28 protein-coding genes are annotated in these 22,815 nt (G+C 73.2%); 21 read left to right on the plus strand and 7 right to left on the minus strand.

Features of this window, described 5'->3' with window-relative positions:
* Nucleotides 1-157: 157 nt before the first annotated feature.
* From ACZ46W_RS13675 to ACZ46W_RS13690, 4 genes are read left to right on the plus strand one after another with little or no spacing between them, the layout of a single operon-like run.
* Nucleotides 158-1,543, plus strand: coding sequence for an NYN domain-containing protein (locus ACZ46W_RS13675; protein WP_468336132.1), 1,386 nt, complete (start codon nt 158-160; stop codon nt 1,541-1,543).
* A 38-nt stretch (nt 1,544-1,581) separates the two neighbouring features.
* The gene (locus ACZ46W_RS13680; protein WP_468337002.1) at nt 1,582-2,553 is read left to right on the plus strand and encodes an ABC transporter ATP-binding protein; all 972 of its coding nucleotides are present in this window, start codon (nt 1,582-1,584) and stop codon (nt 2,551-2,553) included.
* A gap of 13 nt (nt 2,554-2,566) precedes the next feature.
* Nucleotides 2,567-3,403 (plus strand): ABC transporter permease, encoded by an 837-nt coding sequence (locus tag ACZ46W_RS13685; RefSeq protein ID WP_468336135.1) that lies wholly within the window; start codon nt 2,567-2,569, stop codon nt 3,401-3,403.
* A gap of 34 nt (nt 3,404-3,437) precedes the next feature.
* Complete coding sequence (locus tag ACZ46W_RS13690) at nt 3,438-4,100, plus strand: DUF2567 domain-containing protein (protein ID WP_468336138.1); 663 nt, start codon at nt 3,438-3,440, stop codon at nt 4,098-4,100.
* A gap of 62 nt (nt 4,101-4,162) precedes the next feature.
* On the opposite strand, the gene ACZ46W_RS13695 is transcribed toward ACZ46W_RS13690, so the two are convergent.
* The 5 genes from ACZ46W_RS13695 to ACZ46W_RS13715 form a co-directional block, all read right to left on the minus strand.
* Nucleotides 4,163-4,237, minus strand: coding sequence for a hypothetical protein (locus ACZ46W_RS13695; RefSeq protein ID WP_468337005.1), 75 nt, complete (start codon nt 4,235-4,237; stop codon nt 4,163-4,165).
* A 68-nt stretch (nt 4,238-4,305) separates the two neighbouring features.
* A complete protein-coding gene (gene ybaK, locus ACZ46W_RS13700; protein WP_468336141.1) occupies nt 4,306-4,803 on the minus strand; it encodes a Cys-tRNA(Pro) deacylase in 498 nt (165 codons plus the stop codon).
* 32 nt (nt 4,804-4,835) lie between these two features.
* Nucleotides 4,836-5,576 (minus strand): LON peptidase substrate-binding domain-containing protein, encoded by a 741-nt coding sequence (locus tag ACZ46W_RS13705; RefSeq protein WP_468336144.1) that lies wholly within the window; start codon nt 5,574-5,576, stop codon nt 4,836-4,838.
* 5 nt (nt 5,577-5,581) lie between these two features.
* On the minus strand, nt 5,582-6,628 hold the full coding sequence (locus ACZ46W_RS13710; protein ID WP_468336147.1) for a hypothetical protein: 1,047 nt from the start codon (nt 6,626-6,628) through the stop codon (nt 5,582-5,584).
* A gap of 113 nt (nt 6,629-6,741) precedes the next feature.
* Nucleotides 6,742-8,352, minus strand: coding sequence for an oxidoreductase (locus ACZ46W_RS13715; RefSeq protein WP_468336150.1), 1,611 nt, complete (start codon nt 8,350-8,352; stop codon nt 6,742-6,744).
* A gap of 160 nt (nt 8,353-8,512) precedes the next feature.
* Between ACZ46W_RS13715 and hisD the strand changes: the two genes are divergently transcribed.
* The 8 genes from hisD to hisF are packed head-to-tail and all read left to right on the plus strand — an operon-like array spanning nt 8,513 to nt 14,280.
* The gene (gene hisD, locus ACZ46W_RS13720) at nt 8,513-9,835 is read left to right on the plus strand and encodes a histidinol dehydrogenase (protein WP_468336153.1); all 1,323 of its coding nucleotides are present in this window, start codon (nt 8,513-8,515) and stop codon (nt 9,833-9,835) included.
* Complete coding sequence (locus ACZ46W_RS13725; protein ID WP_468336156.1) at nt 9,814-10,950, plus strand: histidinol-phosphate transaminase; 1,137 nt, start codon at nt 9,814-9,816, stop codon at nt 10,948-10,950. The genes hisD and ACZ46W_RS13725 overlap by 22 nt, the downstream gene beginning before the upstream one ends.
* Complete coding sequence (gene hisB, locus ACZ46W_RS13730; protein WP_030492957.1) at nt 10,947-11,540, plus strand: imidazoleglycerol-phosphate dehydratase HisB; 594 nt, start codon at nt 10,947-10,949, stop codon at nt 11,538-11,540. The genes ACZ46W_RS13725 and hisB overlap by 4 nt, the downstream gene beginning before the upstream one ends.
* Nucleotides 11,537-11,704: a hypothetical protein gene (locus ACZ46W_RS13735; RefSeq protein ID WP_468336158.1), complete on the plus strand. Its 168-nt coding sequence runs from the start codon at nt 11,537-11,539 to the stop codon at nt 11,702-11,704. Before hisB ends, ACZ46W_RS13735 begins: the two co-directional genes overlap by 4 nt.
* A gap of 5 nt (nt 11,705-11,709) precedes the next feature.
* A complete protein-coding gene (gene hisH / locus ACZ46W_RS13740; RefSeq protein ID WP_468336161.1) occupies nt 11,710-12,351 on the plus strand; it encodes an imidazole glycerol phosphate synthase subunit HisH in 642 nt (213 codons plus the stop codon).
* Between the two features lie 32 nt (nt 12,352-12,383).
* On the plus strand, nt 12,384-13,109 hold the full coding sequence (gene priA, locus ACZ46W_RS13745; RefSeq protein ID WP_468336165.1) for a bifunctional 1-(5-phosphoribosyl)-5-((5-phosphoribosylamino)methylideneamino)imidazole-4-carboxamide isomerase/phosphoribosylanthranilate isomerase PriA: 726 nt from the start codon (nt 12,384-12,386) through the stop codon (nt 13,107-13,109).
* On the plus strand, nt 13,106-13,519 hold the full coding sequence (locus tag ACZ46W_RS13750; RefSeq protein ID WP_366130203.1) for a RidA family protein: 414 nt from the start codon (nt 13,106-13,108) through the stop codon (nt 13,517-13,519). Before priA ends, ACZ46W_RS13750 begins: the two co-directional genes overlap by 4 nt.
* Nucleotides 13,516-14,280, plus strand: coding sequence for an imidazole glycerol phosphate synthase subunit HisF (gene hisF / locus ACZ46W_RS13755; protein WP_468336169.1), 765 nt, complete (start codon nt 13,516-13,518; stop codon nt 14,278-14,280). Before ACZ46W_RS13750 ends, hisF begins: the two co-directional genes overlap by 4 nt.
* 68 nt (nt 14,281-14,348) lie before the next feature.
* Here the strand turns inward: hisF and ACZ46W_RS13760 are convergent, their stop codons facing one another.
* Together ACZ46W_RS13760 and ACZ46W_RS13765 are read right to left on the minus strand one after the other, a co-directional pair.
* A complete protein-coding gene (locus tag ACZ46W_RS13760) occupies nt 14,349-14,735 on the minus strand; it encodes a VOC family protein (RefSeq protein ID WP_468336172.1) in 387 nt (128 codons plus the stop codon).
* Between the two features lie 85 nt (nt 14,736-14,820).
* Nucleotides 14,821-15,456: a TIGR03085 family metal-binding protein gene (locus ACZ46W_RS13765; protein WP_468336175.1), complete on the minus strand. Its 636-nt coding sequence runs from the start codon at nt 15,454-15,456 to the stop codon at nt 14,821-14,823.
* An 84-nt stretch (nt 15,457-15,540) separates the two neighbouring features.
* Between ACZ46W_RS13765 and hisI the strand changes: the two genes are divergently transcribed.
* The 9 genes from hisI to trpA all read left to right on the plus strand — a co-directional run bounded on the left by hisI (nt 15,541) and on the right by trpA (nt 22,808).
* On the plus strand, nt 15,541-15,891 hold the full coding sequence (gene hisI / locus ACZ46W_RS13770; protein WP_073752349.1) for a phosphoribosyl-AMP cyclohydrolase: 351 nt from the start codon (nt 15,541-15,543) through the stop codon (nt 15,889-15,891).
* A gap of 4 nt (nt 15,892-15,895) precedes the next feature.
* Nucleotides 15,896-17,383, plus strand: coding sequence for an anthranilate synthase component I (locus ACZ46W_RS13775; RefSeq protein WP_468336179.1), 1,488 nt, complete (start codon nt 15,896-15,898; stop codon nt 17,381-17,383).
* On the plus strand, nt 17,373-18,065 hold the full coding sequence (locus ACZ46W_RS13780) for a TIGR02234 family membrane protein (RefSeq protein ID WP_468336182.1): 693 nt from the start codon (nt 17,373-17,375) through the stop codon (nt 18,063-18,065). Before ACZ46W_RS13775 ends, ACZ46W_RS13780 begins: the two co-directional genes overlap by 11 nt.
* A 131-nt stretch (nt 18,066-18,196) precedes the next feature.
* On the plus strand, nt 18,197-18,472 hold the full coding sequence (locus tag ACZ46W_RS13785; protein ID WP_366130197.1) for an HGxxPAAW family protein: 276 nt from the start codon (nt 18,197-18,199) through the stop codon (nt 18,470-18,472).
* A gap of 83 nt (nt 18,473-18,555) precedes the next feature.
* Nucleotides 18,556-19,167, plus strand: a complete 612-nt coding sequence (locus ACZ46W_RS13790) for a DUF2752 domain-containing protein (protein WP_468336187.1) — start codon at nt 18,556-18,558, stop codon at nt 19,165-19,167.
* A gap of 115 nt (nt 19,168-19,282) precedes the next feature.
* Nucleotides 19,283-20,092 carry an indole-3-glycerol phosphate synthase TrpC gene (trpC, locus tag ACZ46W_RS13795; RefSeq protein WP_468336190.1) on the plus strand — a complete coding sequence of 270 codons (810 nt, stop codon included), beginning with the start codon at nt 19,283-19,285 and terminating at the stop codon, nt 20,090-20,092.
* Nucleotides 20,093-20,350: 258 nt separating this feature from the next.
* Nucleotides 20,351-20,527, plus strand: coding sequence for a tryptophan biosynthesis modulator TrpM (gene trpM / locus ACZ46W_RS13800; protein ID WP_468337008.1), 177 nt, complete (start codon nt 20,351-20,353; stop codon nt 20,525-20,527).
* Between the two features lie 146 nt (nt 20,528-20,673).
* Nucleotides 20,674-21,987, plus strand: coding sequence for a tryptophan synthase subunit beta (gene trpB / locus ACZ46W_RS13805; RefSeq protein WP_468336193.1), 1,314 nt, complete (start codon nt 20,674-20,676; stop codon nt 21,985-21,987).
* Nucleotides 21,984-22,808 (plus strand): tryptophan synthase subunit alpha, encoded by an 825-nt coding sequence (gene trpA / locus ACZ46W_RS13810; protein WP_468336196.1) that lies wholly within the window; start codon nt 21,984-21,986, stop codon nt 22,806-22,808. The genes trpB and trpA overlap by 4 nt, the downstream gene beginning before the upstream one ends.
* Nucleotides 22,809-22,815 lie beyond the last annotated feature (7 nt).

Consider the following 22,815-nt stretch of genomic DNA (forward strand, 5'->3'; position numbering starts at 1 on the left):
CATTTTGGATCATTGCGGACGGTAGTCGGCGGCCCTCATGGGGGCTTGCGGCGATCCGCCACGCCGATGATCCAGTTCCGGCCGTTAACCCCTCGGCAGTCGGGCAGACTCGAAGGAAACCCGAAGCAACTCCCGATCCCGAGGTTCCCGAAAGAGGGTGGAACACGTGGACCGCTGCGTCGTTCTGGTGGACGCCGGCTACCTGCTGGGAGCCGCCGCCAGCCTTCTCGCCGGGGAACCGGCCCGCTCCCGGATCACCGTCGACCACACCGCCCTCATCCAGGGCCTCCGCGAACGCGCCGAGGCCGACACTCAGCAGCCCCTGCTCCGGATCTACTGGTTCGACGGCGCCCCCGACCGCGTACCCCAGCCCGAACACCGCCGGCTGCGCGTCATGCCGCGCGTCACCGTCCGGCTGGGCGCCCTGACCCGCAGCGACGGCCGCTGGGCCCAGAAGGGCGTCGACGCGGCCATGCACGCCGAACTCACCGAACTGGCCCGCAACCGCGCCTGCTCCGACATCGTGCTGGTCACCGGCGACGGCGACCTGCTGCCCGGCCTGATGTCCGCCAAGGAACACGGCGTCGCCGTCCACCTGTGGGCCGTCCAGGCCGCCGACGGAGACTACAACCAGTCCGAGGACCTGGTCGCCGAGGCCGACGAACGCCGGGTGCTCGACCGCGAGTGGATCACCCGGGCCGTACGCGCCAAGGAGCTCACCGGCCCCTGCTCGCCGCCCCCCGCCCCGCGCCCCGAGATCGCCGCGATCCTCTCCGCCCCGCTGCCCGAGTCGGCGCTCGCCGCCTCCGCCGAGCGCGCCGCCGAAGCCTCCACCGCGGCCTTCGGCGCGGGAGGCACCCCCGCTGCCGCCGCCGTCAACGGTTCGTCGTCCGTCAACGGCTCCACGGCCGTGAACGGCACATCGCCCGGCCACGGGACGTCCGTCAACGGCAGCCCCGTCCACGGCGCCCCCCGCGAGGGCGGGGCCGGGGCCGACGAATCCGGCGCGCCCACCCCGGCCGGCGGCGGCAAGGGCGGCGTCCCCACCCCCAAGGACCTGGCGGCCCTGCACGCCCCCGGCCACCAGAACGCCGGCCCGGGACCCGCCCAGCCCACGAACGCCACCCTCCGCTGGTCCTCCGACCGGGGCTGGGTCGACCGCCCCGGCGGCACCGTGGGCGAACCGCCCGAGACCGCCTCGCTGCCCACCCTCGCCCAGCTCACCAGCGCCGAGCAGCGCTGGGCCGACCGCGAGGAGGACATCACCACGGTCGGCGGCGACCCCTTCGAGGTCGGCCAGGTCTTCGCACGGCGCTGGATGGAACGGCTCCCCGACCCCGCTCACGTACAGAAGCTGTCCACCCTGTACCCGCGCATCCCGCACCGCATCGACGGCGAACTGCTCCGCTACGCCGCCCGCTTCGGGCTCCTCGCCCACAAGGACGACCAGATCGACGAGCACGACCGGTACGCGATCAGGGCGGGGTTCTGGCGCGAGATCGACGTCCGCACGGCGGCCGAGCACGCCCCCGTGGGCGAATAGGGCAGGGCGACCCTTTAGGCTCATCCCTCGTGAGTACGGTGTGCGTGGTGCGGGAGCTGGTCAAGACGTACCCCGCCACGCGCGGCAGGCGCGGGAGGCCCGCGACACCCGAGGTGCGCGCCACCGACGGGGTGTCCCTGGACGTGCGCGGCGGCGAGATCTTCGGCCTGCTCGGCCCCAACGGGGCCGGCAAGTCCACCCTCGTGCGCCAGCTCACCGGCCTGATGCGGCCCGACTCCGGCACCGTGGAGATGCTCGGACACGATCTCGTACGCCACCCCGAGCGCGCCGCGCGCCTCATCGGCTACCTCGGGCAGGAGTCCACCGCGCTGGACGAGCTGACCGTCGCGCTGGCCGCCGAGACCACCGGGCGGCTGCGCGGCCTCACGGCCCGGGACGCGCGGGCCGAGCGGGACGCCGTACTGGACGAACTCGGGCTGTCCGGGCTCGCCGGGCGGCCCCTGAAGCGACTGTCCGGCGGGCAGCGGCGGCTCGCCTGTTTCGCGGCCACGCTGGTGGGGGAGCGGCCCGTGCTGATCCTCGACGAGCCGACCACCGGCATGGACCCCGTCGCCCGGCGCGCCGTATGGGCGGCGGTCGACCGGCGGCGCGCCCAGCACGGCACGACGGTGCTGCTGGTCACCCACAACGTCATCGAGGCCGAGACGGTACTGGACCGGGTCGCCGTCCTGGAGCGCGGCCGGGTCATCGCCTGCGACACCCCCGCCGGGCTCAAGGAACGAGTGGCCGGCGAGGTACGGGTGGAGCTGGTGTGGCGCGAGCGGGCCCCGCTGGACGTGCCCGAGGTGGCGGCGCTGCGGGAATCCGCGCAGGAGTCGGGGCGCACCTGGGTGCTGCGGCTCGCGCCGGACGAGGCGCGGGCGGCGGTCGCGGCGGTGACGGGCGGCGCGGCGTTCGCGGCGCTCGATGACTTCACGCTCGCCACGCCGAGCCTGGAGGACGTGTACCTGGCGCTGGGCGGCGAGACGAAGGGCCTGGTCAAGGCATGAACAGGAGCATCCGTTGAGCATCGTGCCCGCACAGGCCGCTCTGTCGTCCGGCGCGGTCGTCTCCGCGCCGGCCGCCGACGCCGCCACACGTGACGCCGCGCCGCTCGCGCCCCGGGCGCGGCTGCTGCCGGCGCTCGCCGCCGTGTACCGGGCCCAACTGTCGCGGGCCCGGGTGGCCCGTATCCCGCTGCTGTTCGTGGCGACCTTCCAGTCCGTCGGGATCATGGTCCTGATGCGCGGGGTCGTGGACGGCGGGGCGGAGGCGCGGGCGGTCGTGGCCGGCTCCTCGGTGCTCGTGGTGGCGTTCGTCGCGCTGAACCTGCTCGCTCAGTACTTCGGGCAACTGCGGGCGAGCGGCGGGCTCGACCACTACGCCACGCTCCCGGTGCCCCCCGCCGCGGTGGTGCTGGGCGCGGCGGGCGCGTACGCCTCCTTCACGGTGCCCGGGACGGTGGTGACGGCGGTGACCGGCTCGGTCCTCTTCCAGTTGCCGCTCACCCACCTGTGGATCCTGGCCGCGGTCGTGCCGCTCGCCGGGGCCGCCCTCGCCGGGCTCGGCGCGGCGCTCGGGCTGCTCGCGCCGCGCCAGGAGCTCGCCACCCTGCTCGGCCAGCTCGGCATGTCCGCGGCCCTGCTACTGGGCGTGCTGCCGGCCGACCGGCTGCCGCAGCCCATCGGGTGGGCACGCGACCTGCTGCCGTCGACGTACGGGGTGGAGGCGCTCGCCCGGACGTTCGACGCGCGGCCCGACTGGGCGGCCGTCGGGCTGGATCTCGGGGTGTGCGCGGTGGTCGGCGTCGTCTCGCTGGCCGCCGCGACATGGGCGTACCGGCGGGCGGCGGTCCGGTGAGGCACCGGGCCGGGACGCCTGGCACGATGGCAGGGTGACCGCACCGCTGACTCCGCCGCATCGGCCCTCCCCGCACGACCCGCACGGTTCGCATGGCTCGCAGGACTCGCACGGCTCGCGCGAGACCGAGGCCGGGTGGCCGCCGCCGTATCCCGCCGCCGCGAAGGACGCGGGCGACGCGCCGGACGTGGCCACGGAGGTACGCCAGGGCGCCGTGGTGCTGCTCGGGGTGACCCTCGCGGGTATCGCGCTGGGGCTGCTGTGGCTGTGGCTGGCCCCCCGGATTCCGCTGGTCTCGGACGGCAGGGCGGTGTTCCTCAAGGACACGGAGGGCGAGGGCGCGGTCGGCGCCGACGGTACGTTCGCCCTGCTGGCGCTCGGCCTGGGGGCGCTCAGCGCGGCCGTCGTCTTCTGGTTCCACCGGCACGGCGGCATCGCGATCGTGGTGGGCCTGGCCCTGGGCGGCCTGCTGGCCTCGCTCCTCGGGTGGGGCGTCGGCACCCTGCTCGGCCCGGCGCACGACGTGGCCGAGCACGCCCGCGCGGTGGGCGCGGGCGTCACGTTCGACGCGCCCCTGAAGCTCCAGGCGCACGGGGCGGTGCTGGCGTGGCCGGTGGCGTCGATGCTGGTGCACCTGGCCCTCACGGCCCTCTTCGGCCCCCGCGATCCGGAACCGGACTGGGACGCCCCTGCCTGAGCCCGGCCGGACGGGCGGCGTCAGGACGGGCCCGGAAGGACGGGCCCGGCAGGACGGCGGCGTCAGGACGGGCGGCGGCCGTGGTTGGCGCGGTGTTTGCGGATGCGCCACTTCCGTTTACGGGTCCTCTTCGACATGGGCGGCCCCTTCCGAGACACGTTCCGTTCCTACGGTCGTAGCCGAGGACGGGACCGCCGTCGAGGGGTTACGCGCGACCGATCGGCGCCAGCACCGCGTCCGTCAGGGAAGCCAGGTCCGACGGGGCCAGTTCGACCTCCAGGCCCCGGCGCCCCGCCGAGACGCAGATCGTGTCGTGCTCGGAGGCCGAGGCGTCCAGCACCGTGGGCAGCCGCTTGCGCTGGCCCAGCGGGGAGATGCCGCCCCGGACGTACCCCGTCGTGCGTTCCGCCGCGGCCGGGTCGGCCATCGTCGCGCGCTTGCCGCCCACCGCAGCCGCGAGGGCCTTCAGGTCGAGCTGGCCGGCGACCGGGACGACCGCGACCGTCAGGGTGCCGTCCACGTCGGCGACCAGGGTCTTGAAGACGCGGTCGGGGGAGACCCCGAGGGCCTCGGCGGCCTCCTCGCCGTACGAGGGGGAGGCGGGGTCGTGGTCGTAGGCGTGCACCGTGAAGGGGGTGCCGGCCGCTGTCAGCGCCACCGTCGCGGGCGTGCCATTGGCCTGCTTCTTGGGCTTCTTCGCCACCTGTCGTGTCCTCGGGTCGGTTGGGGCTCGCGTCAGTTGGGGCTCGTCGGCGCCCGGGTCAGTTCCACCGCCGGCAACGACGGCAGGTGGCGCAGCACCGCCGTCTCCGCGCGCAGCAGGTGCAGTTCCTCCCGCAGCCGCGTCGCCGTGTCCGGTGCCTGGAGGAGCCGCTGCTTGGCCGGGGTGTCGAGCACGGCCGCCGCGGCCACCAGGTACGAGACCACCGACGGCTCGTCGGGCAGTTCCTGACCCGCCGTCATGGACCGTTCCCGGGCTCCCGCCAGCCGCTTCTGGTAGGCGCGGAAGGCCCGCAGGACGCCCTCCGCGAGCGCCCCGGCCCCTTCGCCCTGTTCCTCCTCCAGCTCCTCCAGCTCCGCCGTGAGGAACGGGCCGCTCGCGTCGACCGAGAGCAGCTTGACCCGTTTCGTCCCGGTCGCCAGTACCTCGAAGCTGCCGTCCTCCCGTTCCCGGATCGTCGCCGCGTCGGCGACGCACCCGACCCGGTGGAAGGCCTGGATCGGGTCGGGGCCGAAGCCCGCGGCGGGCCCCTTCTCCGGCAGCGCCGTCTGGTCGGGCATCCCGGGCGCGGTGGGCGCGACCTCACGCCCGTCGCGGATCGCCACGACGGCGAAGCGGCGCGGCTCCGACTCGTCGGTCTTCAACAGCTCGCGCATCATGGCGCGATAGCGCTCCTCGAAGACGTTCAGGGGCAGCACGAGGCCCGGGAACAGCACCGCGTTCAGCGGGAAGAGTGGCAGGCGAGCGGTGGTCACAGCGGTTAAGCGTAATGGCCGCCGAAGCGGCCGCGTCCGGCCCGTCCGCGCAACGGGACGGCCGAGGCCACCTCCAGCCGTACGCCGTGGCGCGCGTCGAGGAACCGGCCCAGCGGGTCGTCGCTCACCGACGACCACGGAAACGACGTCGCGTACGGGCCGATCAGCCGGAACTGGTCCAGCGCCGCCGTCCACCGCTCCCGCCCCACCAGCACGTACGCCAGCACGTTGCGCACCTCGGCCGGCCACGGGTCGGCCACCGCGTACCGCCCGGACAGCTCGACCGCCAGGTCCGCCGCCGCGTCGATCCGCTCCTCCCGTACGGGCTTGGCGCCACCGGCCAGCAGCTGCGCGAACGCGGCCCGCACCGGCAGCGCCCTTATCAGCGAGCCGGGCAGCGCGTCGGCGGCGGCCTGCTCGGCGAAGTCGAAGCAGAAGGCGAAGCCGGACGACTCGCGGTGCGTACCGCGCCGCTGGGTGGCCAGGTACTTCAGCGCGGCCACGTGGCAGCCGTAGTGGTGGGCGGCGCGGCGCAGGGCCTGTTCCCACAGCGTCTCGAACGCGGCGTGCGTGGCGTGCGTACCGCGCGCGTGGTCCAGCGCCAGGCGCCAGGGCACCGGATCGCCGGGCGTGGCCTCGGCCGCCGCGTCGACCAGCGGCCCGAGCTCGCGCAGCCGCTCGGCCCGCGCCGGGGACTGCCACGCCCGGCGGACCGCGACCTCCGCCTTGACCAGCAGGGCGTCCGGGTCGTGGGGCGTGGCCGCCAGCCAGCCGGTCAGCCACTCGTCGCGGCTGTGCGCGAAGGCGGCCAGCCGCTTGACGTACCGGTCACGGCTCTCCCACTCGGCGGCCCCGCGCGTGGCGGCCAGCAGTTTCGCGGCCGGCTCGTGGTCCCCGAGGGCGGCGGAGACCAGCGCCGGGGCCAGCCGCTCGTCCGGCGCGTCGAGCAGCACCGCGTGGTCCGGCGGCAGCCCGTCGGAGAGCTGCGGGGCGTGCCGGACCGAGCGCGCGGTGCTGAGCAGGGCACGGAGCAATGACATGGTGCGGACCATTGAAAACCGCAGGTGGGAGCCGCGCCAGAGGCCTGCTGTGAAGCTTTGGTGGCGGCGGAATGGTTGCACGGACGAATGCCAAGAGAGCGTAAAGAAAGCGGTGTACGGGTGTGTCAACTGCGCCTCAGGAGACGGGAGGCACCGGCCGCGACGGTAGTGGCGAGAATCCAGCCCAGCAGGATCAGCACGGTCGACGCCCACTGCCATATGCCGCTCACCCGCCAGTACCCGTCCTGGCCGAGATTGATCACCGGCAGCAGCAGATCCAGCGCGTACAGGGCCGCGTTCCAGTCCGGGTGCTCACCCGGCTTGATCGGCGGCGGACCGGACCGCGAGAAGGCGAGCGTCCCCGCCGCCCACAGCACCGCCATCCACAGCGCCGCCCGGCCCGGCCGGTAGCCGTAGGCCACCGTCCAGTCCTGTAAGTACCCCCACATCTTCGCCGCCAGCGGGAGCGTCTCGCGCCGCCGGCGCTGCTTGGCCAGCAGCACCTCGCGCGCGTCCGCGTCCTCCCCGCTGTTGCGCAGCACGGTCGCCAGCCGCTCGTACGGCTCCGGGGCGAACTCCGGGGTCGCCGCCGCGACCCACTCCAGGCGGCGGGCGAGCGGGAAGTGCCCGTACGGCACGAGGTTCTCGTACACGAAACCGCCCATCGCCAGCCCGCCGGGTCCCGGCCAGCTCGTCGACAGGTCGATCAGCGTCACGACCTTCGCGCCGTTCAGCACCACCCGCCCCTCCTCCGGGCGCTCCCCGTTGAAACGCAGCTCCGGGGTGACGATCCGGCGCAGCGACAGCTCCTCCCGCCGCTCCGACGACAGCAGGAACCGGGCGTGGTGGAAGTCCACCGCGTCCCCGAACCGGCCGTCGTCCAGCCGTACCCCGCCCCGGCACTCGAAGGGCTGCACGCGCGTGCCGCGCATCGGCGTGTTGAAGTTCGCCAGCCCGCCGGGCGGCGTCGTGCCGGCCGCGTTCCCCGTGCGGTCGCTGACCCAGGCGTACGTCATGTACAGCGTCCGCTCCACGGTGAGCTGCGGCGCGTTCAGCGCCCGGCGGCCCTCCGCGCCCCGCAACTTGCTGCCGCGCAGGCTCAGCGAGACGCCGATCTTCGCCCCGCGCAGCGAGAACTCGCCATGCGTCTCGATCAGCTCCGCCGTCAGGTCCTGCGCCACCGACATCCCGTCCGCGACGATCGCCCGCCCGCGCCGGTCCGGACCCACATGGATCTGGCTGATCAGCAGGTCCGTGCCGATCTGGGCGTCGGTGAGCCGCATCCCGTGCTCCACCCGGCAGCGCGGCAGGTGCAGGTCGCCCTCCGTGTGCAGCCGCGCCGCCTCCAGCCGGGGTATCGCGCACTTGACCATGCGCAGCGTGGTGAACCGCGACTCCGGCAGCACCACCTCGTTCTCGAACCGGCAGCCGTACAGCTCCACGTACGGCCCCACCGTGCCGCCCGCCAGGTCCAGCGTCCCGGTGATGTGCACCCCGCGCAGCTTCAGCGCCGAGACGCGCCCGGCCAGCGCGGGCGGCCCGTCGAGCAGCAGCAGGGCCACCTTCTCCGCCCGCACGCTCCGCTCGGGCGGCCAGACGCGCGGCGAGAACGGATCGTCCAGCATCGCGTTGCCCGCGCTCAGGTCGTACGTGGCACCGATCCGGAACGCCTGCCACATGCCCACCTCGGACGGGGTGAGGTCGTCCGGTACGTCGTCGTCGTGCGGCTCGGTCACTGCCGCCCCCTCCGCTTCCCCTGTTTCGTACGGCTGTTCTTCCCGCTGTGTGACGGACTGAACGCTAACGGTCAGGTGTGACAGTCCAGGCCTGTCGTGGCGTGTATCAGCCAGTGATACGGACGTCCGGCCCCGGGAAGCCGTCTGCGAGAATTGACCTGTGATCTCACGAATCGATCTGCGCGGCGACGCCCTCCCGAAGGGTGGCGCTCTGCGCGACCTGCTGCCCCGTGCCGAGTTCGACGTGGAAGCCGCCCTGGAGAAGGTGCGGCCGATCTGCGAGGCCGTGCATCATCGGGGAGACGCGGCGCTGATCGACTACGCGGAGAAGTTCGACGGCGTGGTCCTGGACCAGGTACGGGTTCCGGCCGCCGCGCTCACGCGCGCGCTGGAGGAGCTCGACCCGGCCGTCCGCGCCGGACTGGAGGAGTCGATCCGCCGCGCCCGCATCGTCCACCGCGAGCAGCGCCGCACCCAGCACACCACCCAGGTGGTGCCCGGCGGCACGGTGACCGAGAAGTGGGTTCCGGTCGAGCGCGTCGGGCTGTACGCGCCGGGCGGCCGCTCGGTCTACCCCTCGTCCGTGATCATGAACGCCGTACCGGCGCAGGAGGCGGGCGTCGAGTCGATCGCCCTCGCGTCCCCGCCGCAGAAGGAGCACGGCGGCCTGCCGCACCCGACGATCCTCGCCGCCTGCGCGCTGCTGGGCGTCGACGAGGTGTACGCGGCCGGCGGCGCCCAGGCCGTCGCCATGTTCGCGTACGGCACCGAGTCCTGCGCCCCCGCCAACATGGTCACCGGTCCCGGAAACATCTGGGTCGCCGCCGCCAAGCGGTACTTCACCGGCCGGATCGGCATCGACACCGAGGCCGGCCCGACCGAGATCGCGGTCCTCGCCGACGACACCGCCGACCCCGTCCACATCGCCGCCGACCTGATCAGCCAGGCCGAGCACGACCCGCTCGCCGCCGCCGTCCTGGTCACCGACTCCGTCGACCTCGCCGAGGCCGTCGAGAAGGAGCTGGAGCCGCAGGTCGCCGCCACCAAGCACGTCGAGGACCGGATCGTGCCCGCCCTGCGCGGCAAGCAGTCCGCGATCGTGCTGGTCGACGGCCTGGAGGAGGGTCTGCGCGTGGTCGACGCGTACGGCGCCGAGCACCTGGAGATCCAGACCGCCGACGCCGCCGCCGTGGCGCAGCGCGTGCGCAACGCGGGCGCCGTCTTCGTCGGCCCCTGGGCACCGGTCTCGCTCGGTGACTACTGCGCGGGCTCCAACCACGTCCTGCCCACCGGCGGCTGCGCCTGCCACTCCTCGGGCCTGTCCGTGCAGTCCTTCCTGCGCGGCATCCACATCGTGGACTACACGCGCGACGCGCTCGCCGAGGTGGCCCACCACGTGGTGACCCTCGCGGAGGCGGAGGACCTGCCGGCCCACGGCGCGGCGATCAAGGCGAGGTTCGGATGGAAGGTGCCCCAGCAGTGACGATCGGCATCGACGACCTGCCCATCCGCGACGAGCTGCGCGGCAAGTCCCCCTACGGCGCGCCCCAGCTCGACGTGCCCGTACGCCTCAACACCAACGAGAACCCGTACCCGCTGCCCGAGCCGCTCGTCGAGCGGATCGCCGAGCGCGTCCGGGAGGCGGCCCGTACGCTCAACCGCTACCCCGACCGCGACGCCGTCGAGCTCCGCACGGAACTGGCCGCCTACCTGACCCGCACCACCGGCCACGAGGTCGGCCTCGCCAACGTCTGGGCCGCCAACGGCTCCAACGAGGTCATCCAGCAGCTCCTGCAGACCTTCGCGGGACCGGGCCGCATCGCGATGGGCTTCGAGCCCTCGTACTCGATGCACGGCCTGATCTCGCGCGGCACCGGGACGGGCTGGATCTCCGGCCCGCGCCGGGACGACTTCACCATCGACGTGGCCGACGCCACGGCCGCCATCGCCGCGCACCGCCCCGACGTCGTCTTCATCACCTCGCCCAACAACCCCACGGGCACCGCCGTCGACGCGGAGACCGTGCTGGCGCTGTACGAGGCGGCGCAGGCGTCCAAGCCGTCGCTGGTGATCGTCGACGAGGCGTACGTGGAGTTCAGCCACCGCCCCTCCCTGCTGTCCCTCATCGAGGGCCGCCCCCACCTGGTGGTCTCCCGGACCATGTCCAAGGCGTTCGGCGCCGCCGGACTGCGCCTGGGCTACCTCGCGGCCCACCCGGCCGTGGTCGACGCCGTCCAGCTCGTACGCCTGCCGTACCACCTCTCGGCCGTCACCCAGGCCACCGCGCTCGCGGCCCTGGAGCACACCGATACGCTGCTGGGGTACGTCGAGCAGCTCAAGGCGGAGCGGGACCGGCTGGTCGCCGAGCTGCGGGCCATCGGCTACGAGGTGACCGAGTCCGACGCCAACTTCGTCCAGTTCGGACGCTTCACCGGCGAGGGCGGCGCCCACGCCGTGTGGCAGCGGATCCTCGACCGGGGTGTCCTGGTCCGGGACAACGGCGTACCGGGCTGGCTGCGGGTCACCGCCGGCACACCCGAAGAGAACGACGCGTTCCTGGATGCGGTTCGCGCACTGAAGAAGGAGCAGAGCTCATGAGCCGCGTAGGACGGGTCGAGCGCACCACCAAGGAGACGTCCGTCGTCGTCGAGATAGACCTCGACGGCACCGGTAAGGTCGACGTGTCGACCGGCGTCGGCTTCTACGACCACATGCTCGACCAGCTCGGCCGCCACGGTCTGTTCGACCTCACCGTCAAGACCGACGGCGACCTGCACATCGACTCGCACCACACCATCGAGGACACCGCCCTCGCGCTCGGCGCCGCCTTCAAGCAGGCCCTCGGCGACAAGGTGGGCATCTACCGGTTCGGCAACTGCACCGTGCCCTTGGACGAGTCCCTCGCCCAGGTCACCGTCGACCTCTCCGGCCGCCCCTACCTGGTGCACACCGAGCCGGAGAACATGGCGCCGATGATCGGCTCCTACGACACGACGATGACCCGGCACATCCTGGAGTCGTTCGTCGCCCAGGCCCAGATCGCGCTGCACGTCCACGTCCCGTACGGGCGCAACGCCCACCACATCGTGGAGTGCCAGTTCAAGGCGCTCGCCCGCGCCTTGCGCTACGCCTCGGAGCGCGACCCGCGCGCGGCCGGCATCCTGCCCTCCACGAAGGGCGCGCTGTGAGCCCGCTGTCCACGCTTCTCATCGTCGTGGGACTGTTCCTGGCGGGCGGCGTGTACTCCTTCAGCAAGCAGAAGATGCCCAGGGGCGTCATCGTCCTGCTGGCCGTCGCCTCGGCGATGTGCCTGCTCGCGGGCGTCCTGCGCATCCAGGGGATCTGGGAGTGAGCGGAATGAGCACTGCGAAGAAGGTCGTGGTCTTCGACTACGGATTCGGCAACGTCCGCTCCGCCGAGCGGGCCCTCGCCCACGTCGGCGCCGACGTCGAGATCACTCGCGACTACGACAAGGCCATGAACGCCGACGGGCTCCTCGTCCCCGGCGTCGGCGCCTTCTCCGCCTGCATGGCCGGGCTCAAGGAGGCCCGCGGGCACTGGATCGTGGAGCGCCGGCTCTCCGGCGGCCGCCCCGTCATGGGCATCTGCGTCGGCATGCAGATCCTCTTCGAGCGCGGCATCGAGCACGGCGTGGAGACCGAGGGCCTGGACGAGTGGCCCGGCACGGTCGGGCCGCTGAAGGCCCCCGTCGTCCCCCACATGGGCTGGAACACCGTGGACGCGCCGGAGGACAGCGAGCTGTTCGCCGGCCTCGACGCCGACGCCCGGTTCTACTTCGTGCACTCCTACGCCGTGCACGACTGGAGCCTGGAGATCACCAACCCCGCGATGCGCGCGCCCAAGGTCACCTGGTCCACGCACGGCGAGCGGTTCGTGGCGGCCGTCGAGAACGGGGCGCTGTGGGCGACCCAGTTCCACCCCGAGAAGTCCGGCGACACCGGCGCGCAGCTCCTGACCAACTGGCTCAACACCTTCTGACCCTCCTTCTTGAGAATCTGGGACCCGCTGAGATGAGCAAGCTCGAACTCCTCCCCGCCGTCGACGTCCGGGACGGCCAGGCCGTACGGCTCGTCCATGGCGAGTCCGGTACGGAGACGTCCTACGGCTCCCCGCTGGAGGCCGCCCTCGCCTGGCAGCGCGCGGGCGCAGAGTGGCTGCATCTCGTGGACCTCGACGCCGCGTTCGGCACCGGTGACAACCGGGAGCTGATCGCCGAGGTCGCGAAGGCCATGGACATCAAGGTGGAGCTGTCCGGCGGCATCCGGGACGACGCGTCGCTGGCCGCCGCGCTCGCCACCGGCTGCACCCGCGTCAACCTGGGCACCGCCGCGCTGGAGACCCCCGAGTGGGTCGCCAAGGTCATCGCCGAGCACGGCGACAAGATCGCGGTCGGCCTGGACGTACGCGGCACGACGCTGCGCGGCCGCGGCTGGACCCGCGACGGCGGCGACCTCTACGAGACGCTGGCCCGCCTCGACTCCGAGGGCTGCGCCCGCTACGTGGTCACCGACATCGCCAAGGACGGCACGCTCCAGGGCCCCAACCTGGAGCTGCTGCGCAACGTCTGCGCGGCCACCGACAAGCCGGTCGTCGCCTCCGGCGGCGTCTCGTCGCTCGACGACCTGCGGGCCCTGTCGGGCCTCGTTCCGCTCGGCGTCGAGGGCGCGATCGTCGGCAAGGCGCTGTACGCGAAGGCGTTCACCCTGGAGGAAGCGCTCGCGGTGGTGGCCGAATGACACAGACCGTACGCAAGGTCGTCACCGGCGCGCCCTGGGAGGAGCAGTTCGGCTACTCCCGGGCCGTCGAGCTGCCCAACGGCCTGGTCCTGGTCTCCGGCTGCACCTCCGTCGTGGACGGCGTGATCGCCGAGGGCGGCCCCTACGAACAGGCGGTCAACTCCTTCAACGTCGCCCTGGGCGCGCTGGAGCAGCTCGGCCTCGGCGCGGCGGACGTCGTCCGTACGCGCATGTACATCACCCACGCCCGGGACGTGGAGGAGGTCGGCCGCGCCCACAAGGAGCTGTTCGACGCCGTCCGCCCCGCCTCATCGATGATCATCGTCGAGGGCTTCGTCGACCCACGGCTGGTCGTCGAGGTCGAAGTCGAGGCGTACCGGGCAGCAGAGCGAGGAGGTGCCTCGTCATGACCCTCGCGGTCCGAGTGATCCCCTGCCTGGACGTGGACAACGGCCGGGTCGTCAAGGGCGTCAACTTCCAGAACCTGCGCGACGCGGGTGACCCCGTCGAGATGGCCAAGCTGTACGACGCCGAGGGCGCCGACGAGCTGACCTTCCTCGACATCACCGCGTCGTCCGGCAACCGGGAGACCACCTACGACGTGGTGCGCCGCACCGCCGAGCAGGTCTTCATCCCGCTGACCGTCGGTGGCGGCGTGCGCAGCGCCGAGGACGTCGACCGACTGCTGCGCGCCGGCGCGGACAAGGTCGGCGTCAACACGGCGGCCATCGCCCGCCCGGAGCTGATCCAGGAGATCGCCGAGCGCTTCGGCCGCCAGGTGCTGGTCCTGTCGGTGGACGCCCGCCGTACCGACTCGGGCACGCCCTCGGGCTTCGAGGTGACCACGCACGGCGGCCGCCGGGGCACCGGTATCGACGCCGTCGAGTGGGCCCACCGGGCCGCCGAGCTGGGCGCGGGCGAGATCCTGCTCAACTCGATGGACGCGGACGGCACCAAGGACGGCTACGACACGGAGATGATCGCGGCCGTGCGCAAGCACGTCACCGTGCCGGTGATCGCCTCGGGTGGCGCGGGCGGGCTCGCGCACTTCCCCCCGGCGATCGACGCGGGCGCGGACGCGGTGCTGGCGGCGTCCGTGTTCCACTTCGGCGACCTGCGGATCTCCGAGGTGAAGGCCACCTTGCGGGAGGCGGGCCACCCGGTCCGCTGACGCCCTTCGCGCCGGGCAGGCCCTTCGCGCCGGGCAGGCCCTTCGCGCCGGGCGGGCCCGTCCGGCGGTCAGGCGAGCGGCTGGGCGAGCTGTATGAGGTTGCCGACGGTGTCGTCCAGCACGGCCGTCACCAGCGGGCCCTGTTCCGTGGGCGGCTGGGTGAACCGCACACCCAGCCCGCTCAGCCGCCCGTACTCGCTCGCCAGGTCGTCCACCCCGAGGACGATGCAGGGCAGCCCCGCCTCGCGCAGCCCCTGGCGGTACTGCTCCGCCACGGGGCTGTCGCCGGGCTCCAGCAGCAGCTCCACGTCCTGCCCGGGGGCGGCCACCGTGATGAAGCGCGCCTCGCCCAGGTCGAGGTTCGTGCGGGTCTCGAAGCCGAGCACGTCCGTGTAGAAGGCGTGGGCCTTGTCCTCGTCGTCGACGTACACGCTCGTCATCGCGATCTTGATCATGGTCCGCCTCCGGGGTGAGCCGCGTACGTCCGATGATGCCCGCCCCCACTGACAACGGCTCCCCGAGGCCCCTGCGGGCGGCGGGCTAGATCCCGAGCTGCTTCGCCCCGTGCAGCCGCTCCACGGCCTCCTTGTCGCCCTCCACCTCGACGTTCGCCGCGTCCTGGCGGCCGAACGCGAACATCGTCAGCTCGCCCGGCTCACCCGTCACCGTCACCACCGGCGCACCCCGGTGCGCCACGACCGTCTGGCCGTTGGGGCGGCGCAGGACCAGGCCCACCGGGACCTTGCGGCACAGCATGCGGGCCGACTTCTCCAGGCGCACCCACAGGGCCTCCGTGAAGACCGGGTCCAGCTCGCGGGCCGTCCAGCCCCGCTGCGCGCGCCGCACGTCCTCGGCGTGCACATAGAACTCGACCGTGTTGGCGCCCTCGTCGACCTGCTTGATCGCGTACGGGGACATCCTCGGCGGGCCCGTCCGGATGAGCTGGATCAGCTCCTCGTACGGCTTCGAGGCGAACTCCGCCTGCACCTGCTCCAGGCGCCCGCGCAGCGGGGCCAGCAAGATCCCCGCCGCCGCGTCCGGGCGGCGCTCCCGCACCACCACGTGGGCCGCCAGATCGCGGGTCTTCCACCCCTCGCACAGGGTCAGGGCATCGGGGCCCGCCGCCTCCAAAAGGTCGGCGAGCAGGAGCCGTTCACGCTTGGCATGGGTCGACATGGAGGCCAGCGTACGGCCGCACGGTCCGGTCCGCCCAGTGGACGCACCACCGGAAACACCCCGCCGTCACGGCACAATGGCGACATGACCAGCAACCTTGACCCGGCCATCGCCGCCCGTCTCAAGCGCAGCCCCGACGGGCTGGTCCCGGCCATCGCCCAGCAGTACGACACCGGCGAGGTGCTCATGCTGGGCTGGATGGACGACGAGGCCCTGCACCGCACCCTCACCACCGGCCGCTGCACCTACTGGTCCCGCAGCCGCCAGGAGTACTGGGTCAAGGGCGACACCTCCGGTCACGTCCAGCACGTCAAGTCCGTCGCCCTCGACTGCGACGCCGACACCGTCCTGGTCAAGGTCGACCAGGTGGGTGCCGCCTGCCACACCGGCGCCCGGACCTGCTTCGACGCCGACGTCCTCCCGCTGGGAAAGTAGCGCCATGGATCTCGAGACCTTCCGCAAGCTGGCGGCCGACCGCCGCGTCATCCCCGTCAGCCGCCGCCTCCTCGCGGACGGTGACACCCCGGTCGGCCTCTACCGCAAGCTCGCCGCCGAACGCCCCGGCACCTTCCTCCTGGAGTCCGCCGAGAACGGCCGCTCCTGGTCGCGGTACTCCTTCATCGGCGTACGCAGCTCCGCCACCCTCACCGCCCGTGACGGCCAGGCCCACTGGCTCGGCACCCCGCCCGTCGGCGTGCCCGTGGACGGCGACCCCCTCAAGGCGCTGCGCGCCACCGTGGAGGCACTCCACACCCCGAGGGACCTGGCCTCCGGGATGCCCCCCTTCACCGGCGGCATGGTCGGCTACCTGGGGTACGACATCGTGCGCCGCCTGGAACGCATCGGCGACCACGGCACGGACGACCTCCACCTGCCCGAGCTGACCATGCTGCTCACCTCGGACCTCGCCGTGCTCGACCACTGGGACGGCACGGTGATGCTCATCGCCAACGCCATCAACCACAACGACCTCGACACGGGCATCGACGAGGCGTACGCGGACGCCGTCGCCCGCCTCGACGCCATGGCCGCCGACCTCGCGAAGCCGCTGGCGACGGAGCCCACCGCCCTGCCGCCCTCCGAGCTCCCGCCGTACACCGCCCTATGGGGCGGCCAGGCCTACCAGGACGCCGTCGAGGACATCAAGGAGCGCATCCGGGCCGGCGAGGCCTTCCAGGTGGTGCCCTCCCAGCGCTTCGAGACCCCCTGCACGGCGAGCGCCCTGGACGTCTACCGGGTGCTCCGGGCCACCAACCCGTCCCCGTACATGTACCTCTTCCGCTTCGACGGCTTCGACGTCGTCGGGTCCAGCCCCGAAGCGCTGGTCAAGGTCGAGGACGGGCACGCCATGGTCCACCCGATCGCCGGCACCCGCCCGCGCGGGGCCACGCCCCAGGAGGACCAAGCCCTCGCCGACGAGCTCATCGCCGACCCCAAGGAGCGCGCCGAGCACCTGATGCTCGTCGACCTCGGCCGCAACGACCTCGGCCGCGTCTGCGAACCCGGCTCCGTCGAGGTCGTCGACTTCATGTCGATCGAGCGGTACTCGCACGTCATGCACATCGTCTCGACCGTCACCGGCCGGGTCGCCGAGGGCCGCACCGCCTTCGACGTGCTCACCGCCTGCTTCCCTGCCGGAACGCTCTCCGGCGCGCCCAAGCCGCGCGCCATGCAGATCATCGAGGAGCTCGAACCCACCCGGCGCGGCCTGTACGGCGGCTGCGTCGGCTACCTGGACTTCGCCGGCGACTCCGACACCGCCATCGCCATCCGCACCGCCCTGCTGCGCGACGGCACGGCGTACGTCCAGGCCGGCGCGGGTGTCGTCGCCGACTCCGACCCGGTCGCCGAGGACACCGAGTGCCGCAACAAGGCGGCCGCGGTCCTCCGCGCCGTGCATACCGCCAACCGGATGAATGGCGCATGACGGCATAAGGGATAGTGGTGACGTGAGTGCCGCATCCGTACCCCAGCCCCGTGCCACCCGCGCGGACGAGACGGCGGCCGCTTCGGGCGGCCGCCGCAGCCTCGCCGCCGCCCTCCTCCTCGGCGCCGTCGGCGCGGCCGTCGTGCTGCTCGCCTCGGGTCAGACCTGGGCCGAGGGCACGGTCGCGGTCGGCGGCGGCACCGTGCCGCTCGAAGCGTCGGGCGGCGACGTCACCGGCGTGCCGACCGCCCTCGCCATCGTGGGCCTCGCGGCCCTCGTCGCCGTCTTCGCGGTACGCCGCGCCGGCCGGTTCCTGGTGTCGCTGCTGCTCACCCTGAGCGGCGCGGGCGCGGCCGTCGCCGCCTACCTGGGCGCCACCGACAGCGCGGCGCTCAACGCGAAGGCCGCCGCGACCACCGGCGACGCCGCGGCCCGCATCGGCACCCTCACGCACGGCGCCTGGCCCTACATCACGGCCGCCGGGGGCGTGCTGATCCTCGTCGCCGGGCTCCTCGCCCTCCGCCACGGCCGGACCTGGCCCGCCATGTCCGGGCGGTACGAACGCGACGGCGGCCCCCGCACCGGCAAGAGCACCCGCGCGGCCGGGCCCACCGGCCCAGACCGGCCCGAGGACCTCTGGAAGGCCCTGGACCGGGGCGAGGACCCCACCCGCGACGCGTGACGCGCGGCGGCCGAGGAGCCGATCCGGGGGTACCCCCCGGATCACCCCGCACGCGTGCGTGCGGGACAATGACGCTGAGCGTCCGCACCCGGCGGGGCCGTACACAGAGCAACAGCAACGAGGAGCAATTCATGGCGGGCAGCGACCACGGACACACCCCGGCCGCCTGGACCGGAGTCACCATCTCCTTCATCGGCTTCTGCGTCGCCGGTGTCTTCATGGTGGCGGCCAACCCGCTCGGCTTCTGGGCCGGCATGGCCGTCATCCTGCTCGGCGGTGTCGTCGGATACGCGATGAAGCTCGCCGGTCTCGGTCAGAAGGAGGCGCCCGAGCTCGTCCGGGCGCGTGAAGAGGCCGCCCGCAAGGACCACACCCCGGAGACGGCCCGCGCGGACGTCCACGCCTGACCCGTCCGGGCGCATCACGACACGAGGCGCGGTCCGGCACCAGCCGGGCTGCGCCTTTCCGTATGACCGGCGACAATCACCCGGTGGACCCCAACCCGACCCCCGCGTCGCCCGCCGAGCACCCCGTCCCCGCCCGGACCCCCGGCCCCGGGCCGTCCGGCCCCGCACCGGCGCTCGTGCGCCCCGGTCGGGACGGGGCGGCGCCCGGGGGGCATGGCCCCGCACCGGCATCCGCGTGGCCCGCACCGGACGGGGCGGCGGCCGTGTGGCCCGGCCAGACCGTGGCGGCGGCCCCGCCCTCGCTCGCGCGGCGGCTCACCGCGCCCCTGGGCATCCTCGCCGGGGTCGCCGGGGCGTTCGCGTACGTCGGCGCGGTCGACCCCAACGAGCCCGGGCACTACCCCGTCTGCCCCCTGCTCCGCTTCACCGGCATCCTCTGCCCCGGCTGCGGCGGCCTGCGCAGCGCCCACGCCTTCATCCACGGCGACCTGACCACCGCCCTCGGCGCGAACGCCTTCGCCGTCGCCGGATACCTGGTCTTCGCGGTGTGGATCGTGTACTGGCTGGCGCGCGCCGTCCGGGGACTGCCCGTACGGATCACCCTCGGGCCCGTGTGGTGGTGGTCCGCCGGCGCCCTGCTGGCGGTTTTCTCCGTCGTCCGGAACCTTCCCTTCGGCTCCGCCCTCGCTCCGTGAAACCCCAGGTCACAGCGGTGCGGTCGGCCGGATGAGGACTCTCGGCCCCGGTACGGATACCATCAAGGTGACTGATCCTGATCCAACATCACCGTCGTGGAAGGGGGCCTCTCGCGTGAGTGTGCTCGACGAGATCATCGAAGGCGTTCGCGCCGACCTCGCAGAGCGACAGGCGCGGGTGTCCCTCGACGAGCTCAAGGAGCGGGCGGCCAAGGCCCCCCAGGCCAAGGACGGCGCCGCCGCGCTGCGCGGCGACGGCGTCAAGGTCATCTGCGAGGTGAAGCGCTCCAGCCCCTCCAAGGGCGCGCTCGCCGCGATCGCGGACCCCGCAGGGCTCGCCGCGGACTACGAAGCGGGCGGCGCCGCCGTCATCTCCGTACTGACCGAGCAGCGGCGCTTCGGCGGCTCCCTCGCCGACCTCGAAGCGGTGCGCGCCAAGGTCGACATCCCGGTCCTGCGCAAGGACTTCATCGTCACCGCGTACCAGCTCTGGGAGGCCAGGGCGTACGGCGCCGACCTCGCCCTGCTGATCGTCGCCGCGCTGGAGCAGCCGGCCCTCGAGTCGCTGATCGAGCGGGCCGAGTCCATCGGCCTCACCCCGCTGGTCGAGGTGCACGACGAGGAAGAGGTCGAGCGGGCCGTCGACGCGGGAGCCCGCGTCATCGGCGTCAACGCCCGCAACCTGAAGACCCTCAAGGTCGACCGCTCCACCTTCGAGCGGGTCGGCCCCGAGATCCCCGCCGGGATCGTGAAGGTCGCCGAGTCCGGCATCCGCGGCCCGCACGACCTGATCGCGTACGCCAACGCGGGCGCCGACGCGGTGCTCGTCGGCGAGTCCCTGGTCACCGGGCGCGACCCCAAGTCCGCGGTGGCCGACCTGGTCGCCGCGGGCGCCCACCCGGCCCTCCGGCACGGACGGGGCTGAGCCTCTCCCATGACCGCCGCCCGCCCTCGCGTCTGCGCCGCCCCGGCACCGCACCGCACGCCGCCGCGTGCCGTGCCGCCGGGTGCCGCGGCGCGCCCGCGGGCGAGCCGTTCCACGGCTTCGGCTACGGCGGCCACCGCGGTGACCGGCACCGCCGCCACCGGTGTGGCGGCCGCGAGCCCGGCCACGCGTGCGTGCGTGGCCTCCGCGACGGCGGGGCGCGTCTGCCGCCCCCACGCGGCGGACCTCCTCACCGGCGTGCACGCCGTCCCCGACGCGTACGCCCGGCTGGCCCGGGGCTGCCGCCCGCGTGGCTGCCGGGCCCCGGCCCGGCGCGTGCACGGGCGCCGCGTCCGCTACGTCATCGGCGACGAGCCCGGCCAGGTCAACGGCATGCGATGGCGCGCGCGCACCGCGCGCCTCCGCCACCGCTGACCCACAGCCCTCCGTCCCGTACGACACGGACGTGACGACGGACGACGGGCGGGCAGCGGTCGCTCGGTGGCGTCGGCGCACACCGTGACCACCGTCAAGCCGAGACTTCCGGGGGCGAACACCGCCCCCGTAGAGGAGCATGTCGCATGCCCAGCGAGTTCTTCATTCCCGATCCCGAGGGCCAGGTCCCGAGCGCCGAGGGCTACTTCGGTGCCTACGGCGGCAAGTTCATCCCCGAGGCCCTTGTCGCCGCGGTCGACGAGGTGGCCGTCGAGTACGACAAGGCCAAGAACGACCCCGCGTTCGCGGCCGAGCTCGACGACCTGCTGGTCCACTACACCGGCCGTCCGAGTGCCCTCACCGAGGTGCCCCGGTTCGCCGAGCACGCGGGCGGTGCCCGGGTCTTCCTCAAGCGCGAGGACCTGAACCACACCGGCTCGCACAAGATCAACAACGTGCTCGGCCAGGCCCTGCTCACCAAGCGCATGGGCAAGACCCGGGTCATCGCCGAGACCGGCGCCGGACAGCACGGCGTGGCCACCGCCACCGCCTGCGCCCTGTTCGGCCTCGAATGCACCATCTACATGGGCGAGATCGACACCCAGCGCCAGGCGCTGAACGTCGCCCGAATGCGGATGCTCGGCGCCGAGGTCATCCCGGTCAAGTCCGGCAGCCGCACCCTCAAGGACGCCATCAACGAGGCGTTCCGCGACTGGGTCGCCAACGTCGACCACACGCACTACCTCTTCGGCACGGTCGCCGGACCGCACCCGTTCCCCGCCATGGTCCGCGACTTCCACCGCGTCATCGGCGTCGAGGCCCGCCGCCAGATCCTGGAGCGGGCCGGCCGGCTCCCCGACGCGGTCGTCGCCTGTGTCGGCGGCGGTTCCAACGCCATCGGCCTCTTCCACGCGTTCATCCCGGACGCCGCCGTACGTCTGGTCGGCTGTGAGCCCGCCGGACACGGCGTCGAGACGGGCGAGCACGCGGCCACCCTCACCGCCGGCGAGCCCGGCATCCTGCACGGCTCCCGCTCGTACGTCCTCCAGGACGACGAGGGCCAGATCACCGAGCCGTACTCCATCTCCGCAGGCCTCGACTACCCGGGCATCGGCCCGGAGCACTCGTACCTCAAGGACAGCGGCCGCGGCGAGTACCGCGCGGTCACCGACGACGCCGCCATGCAGGCCCTGCGCCTGCTGTCCCGTACCGAGGGCATCATCCCGGCCATCGAGTCCGCCCACGCGCTGGCCGGAGCCCTGGAGCTCGGCCGGGAACTCGGCGAGGACGGCCTCATCGTGGTGAACCTGTCCGGCCGTGGCGACAAGGACATGGACACCGCCGCGCGCTACTTCGGCCTGTACGACACCGACGCCGCCCCGGTCGAGGCCGACGCCTCCGCCGACGACGGCGCGGCCGAGATCCAGACGGACACCACGATCCAGGGGGGAACCAAGTGAGCGGCAACATCCAACTCCTGACCGACACCCTGGAGCGGGCCACATCCGAGAACCGGGCCGCGCTCATCGCGTACCTCCCGGCCGGATTCCCGACCGTCGACGGCGGCATCGAGGCCATCAAGGCCGCCTTTGACGGCGGTGCCGACGTCGTCGAGGTCGGCCTGCCGCACAGCGACCCGGTCCTGGACGGCCCGGTCATCCAGACCGCCGACGACATCGCGCTGCGCGGCGGCGTGAAGATCGCCGACGTGATGCGCACCGTCCGCGAGGCGCACGAGGCCACCGGCAAGCCGGTCCTGGTCATGACGTACTGGAACCCCATCGACCGGTACGGCATCGAGCGCTTCACCGCCGAGCTGGCGGAGGCCGGGGGCGCCGGCTGCATCCTGCCGGACCTGCCGGTGCAGGAGTCGGCCGTGTGGCGCGAGCACGCCGAGAAGCACGGCCTGGCGACCGTCTTCGTCGTCGCGCCCAGCAGCAAGGACGAGCGGCTGGCCACCATCACGCGCGCGGGGAGCGGCTTCGTGTACGCCGCGTCCCTGATGGGCGTCACCGGCACCCGTGAGTCGGTCGGCGAACAGGCCGCCGACCTGGTGCGGCGCACCCGCGCCACCTCCGAGCTGCCGGTCTGCGTCGGCCTTGGCGTCTCCAACGCCGACCAGGCCGCCGAGGTCGCCTCCTTCGCCGACGGCGTCATCGTCGGCTCGGCCTTCGTCAAGCGGATGCTCGACGCCGACGACCACGCGGCCGGCGTCGCCGCCGTACGGGAACTGGCGGGCGAACTGGCACGAGGGGTGCGGCGCTCCGCGACGGTTTCGTAGCTCGTAC

The sequence above is a fragment of the Streptomyces sp. NPDC031064 genome, from assembly GCF_055570965.1.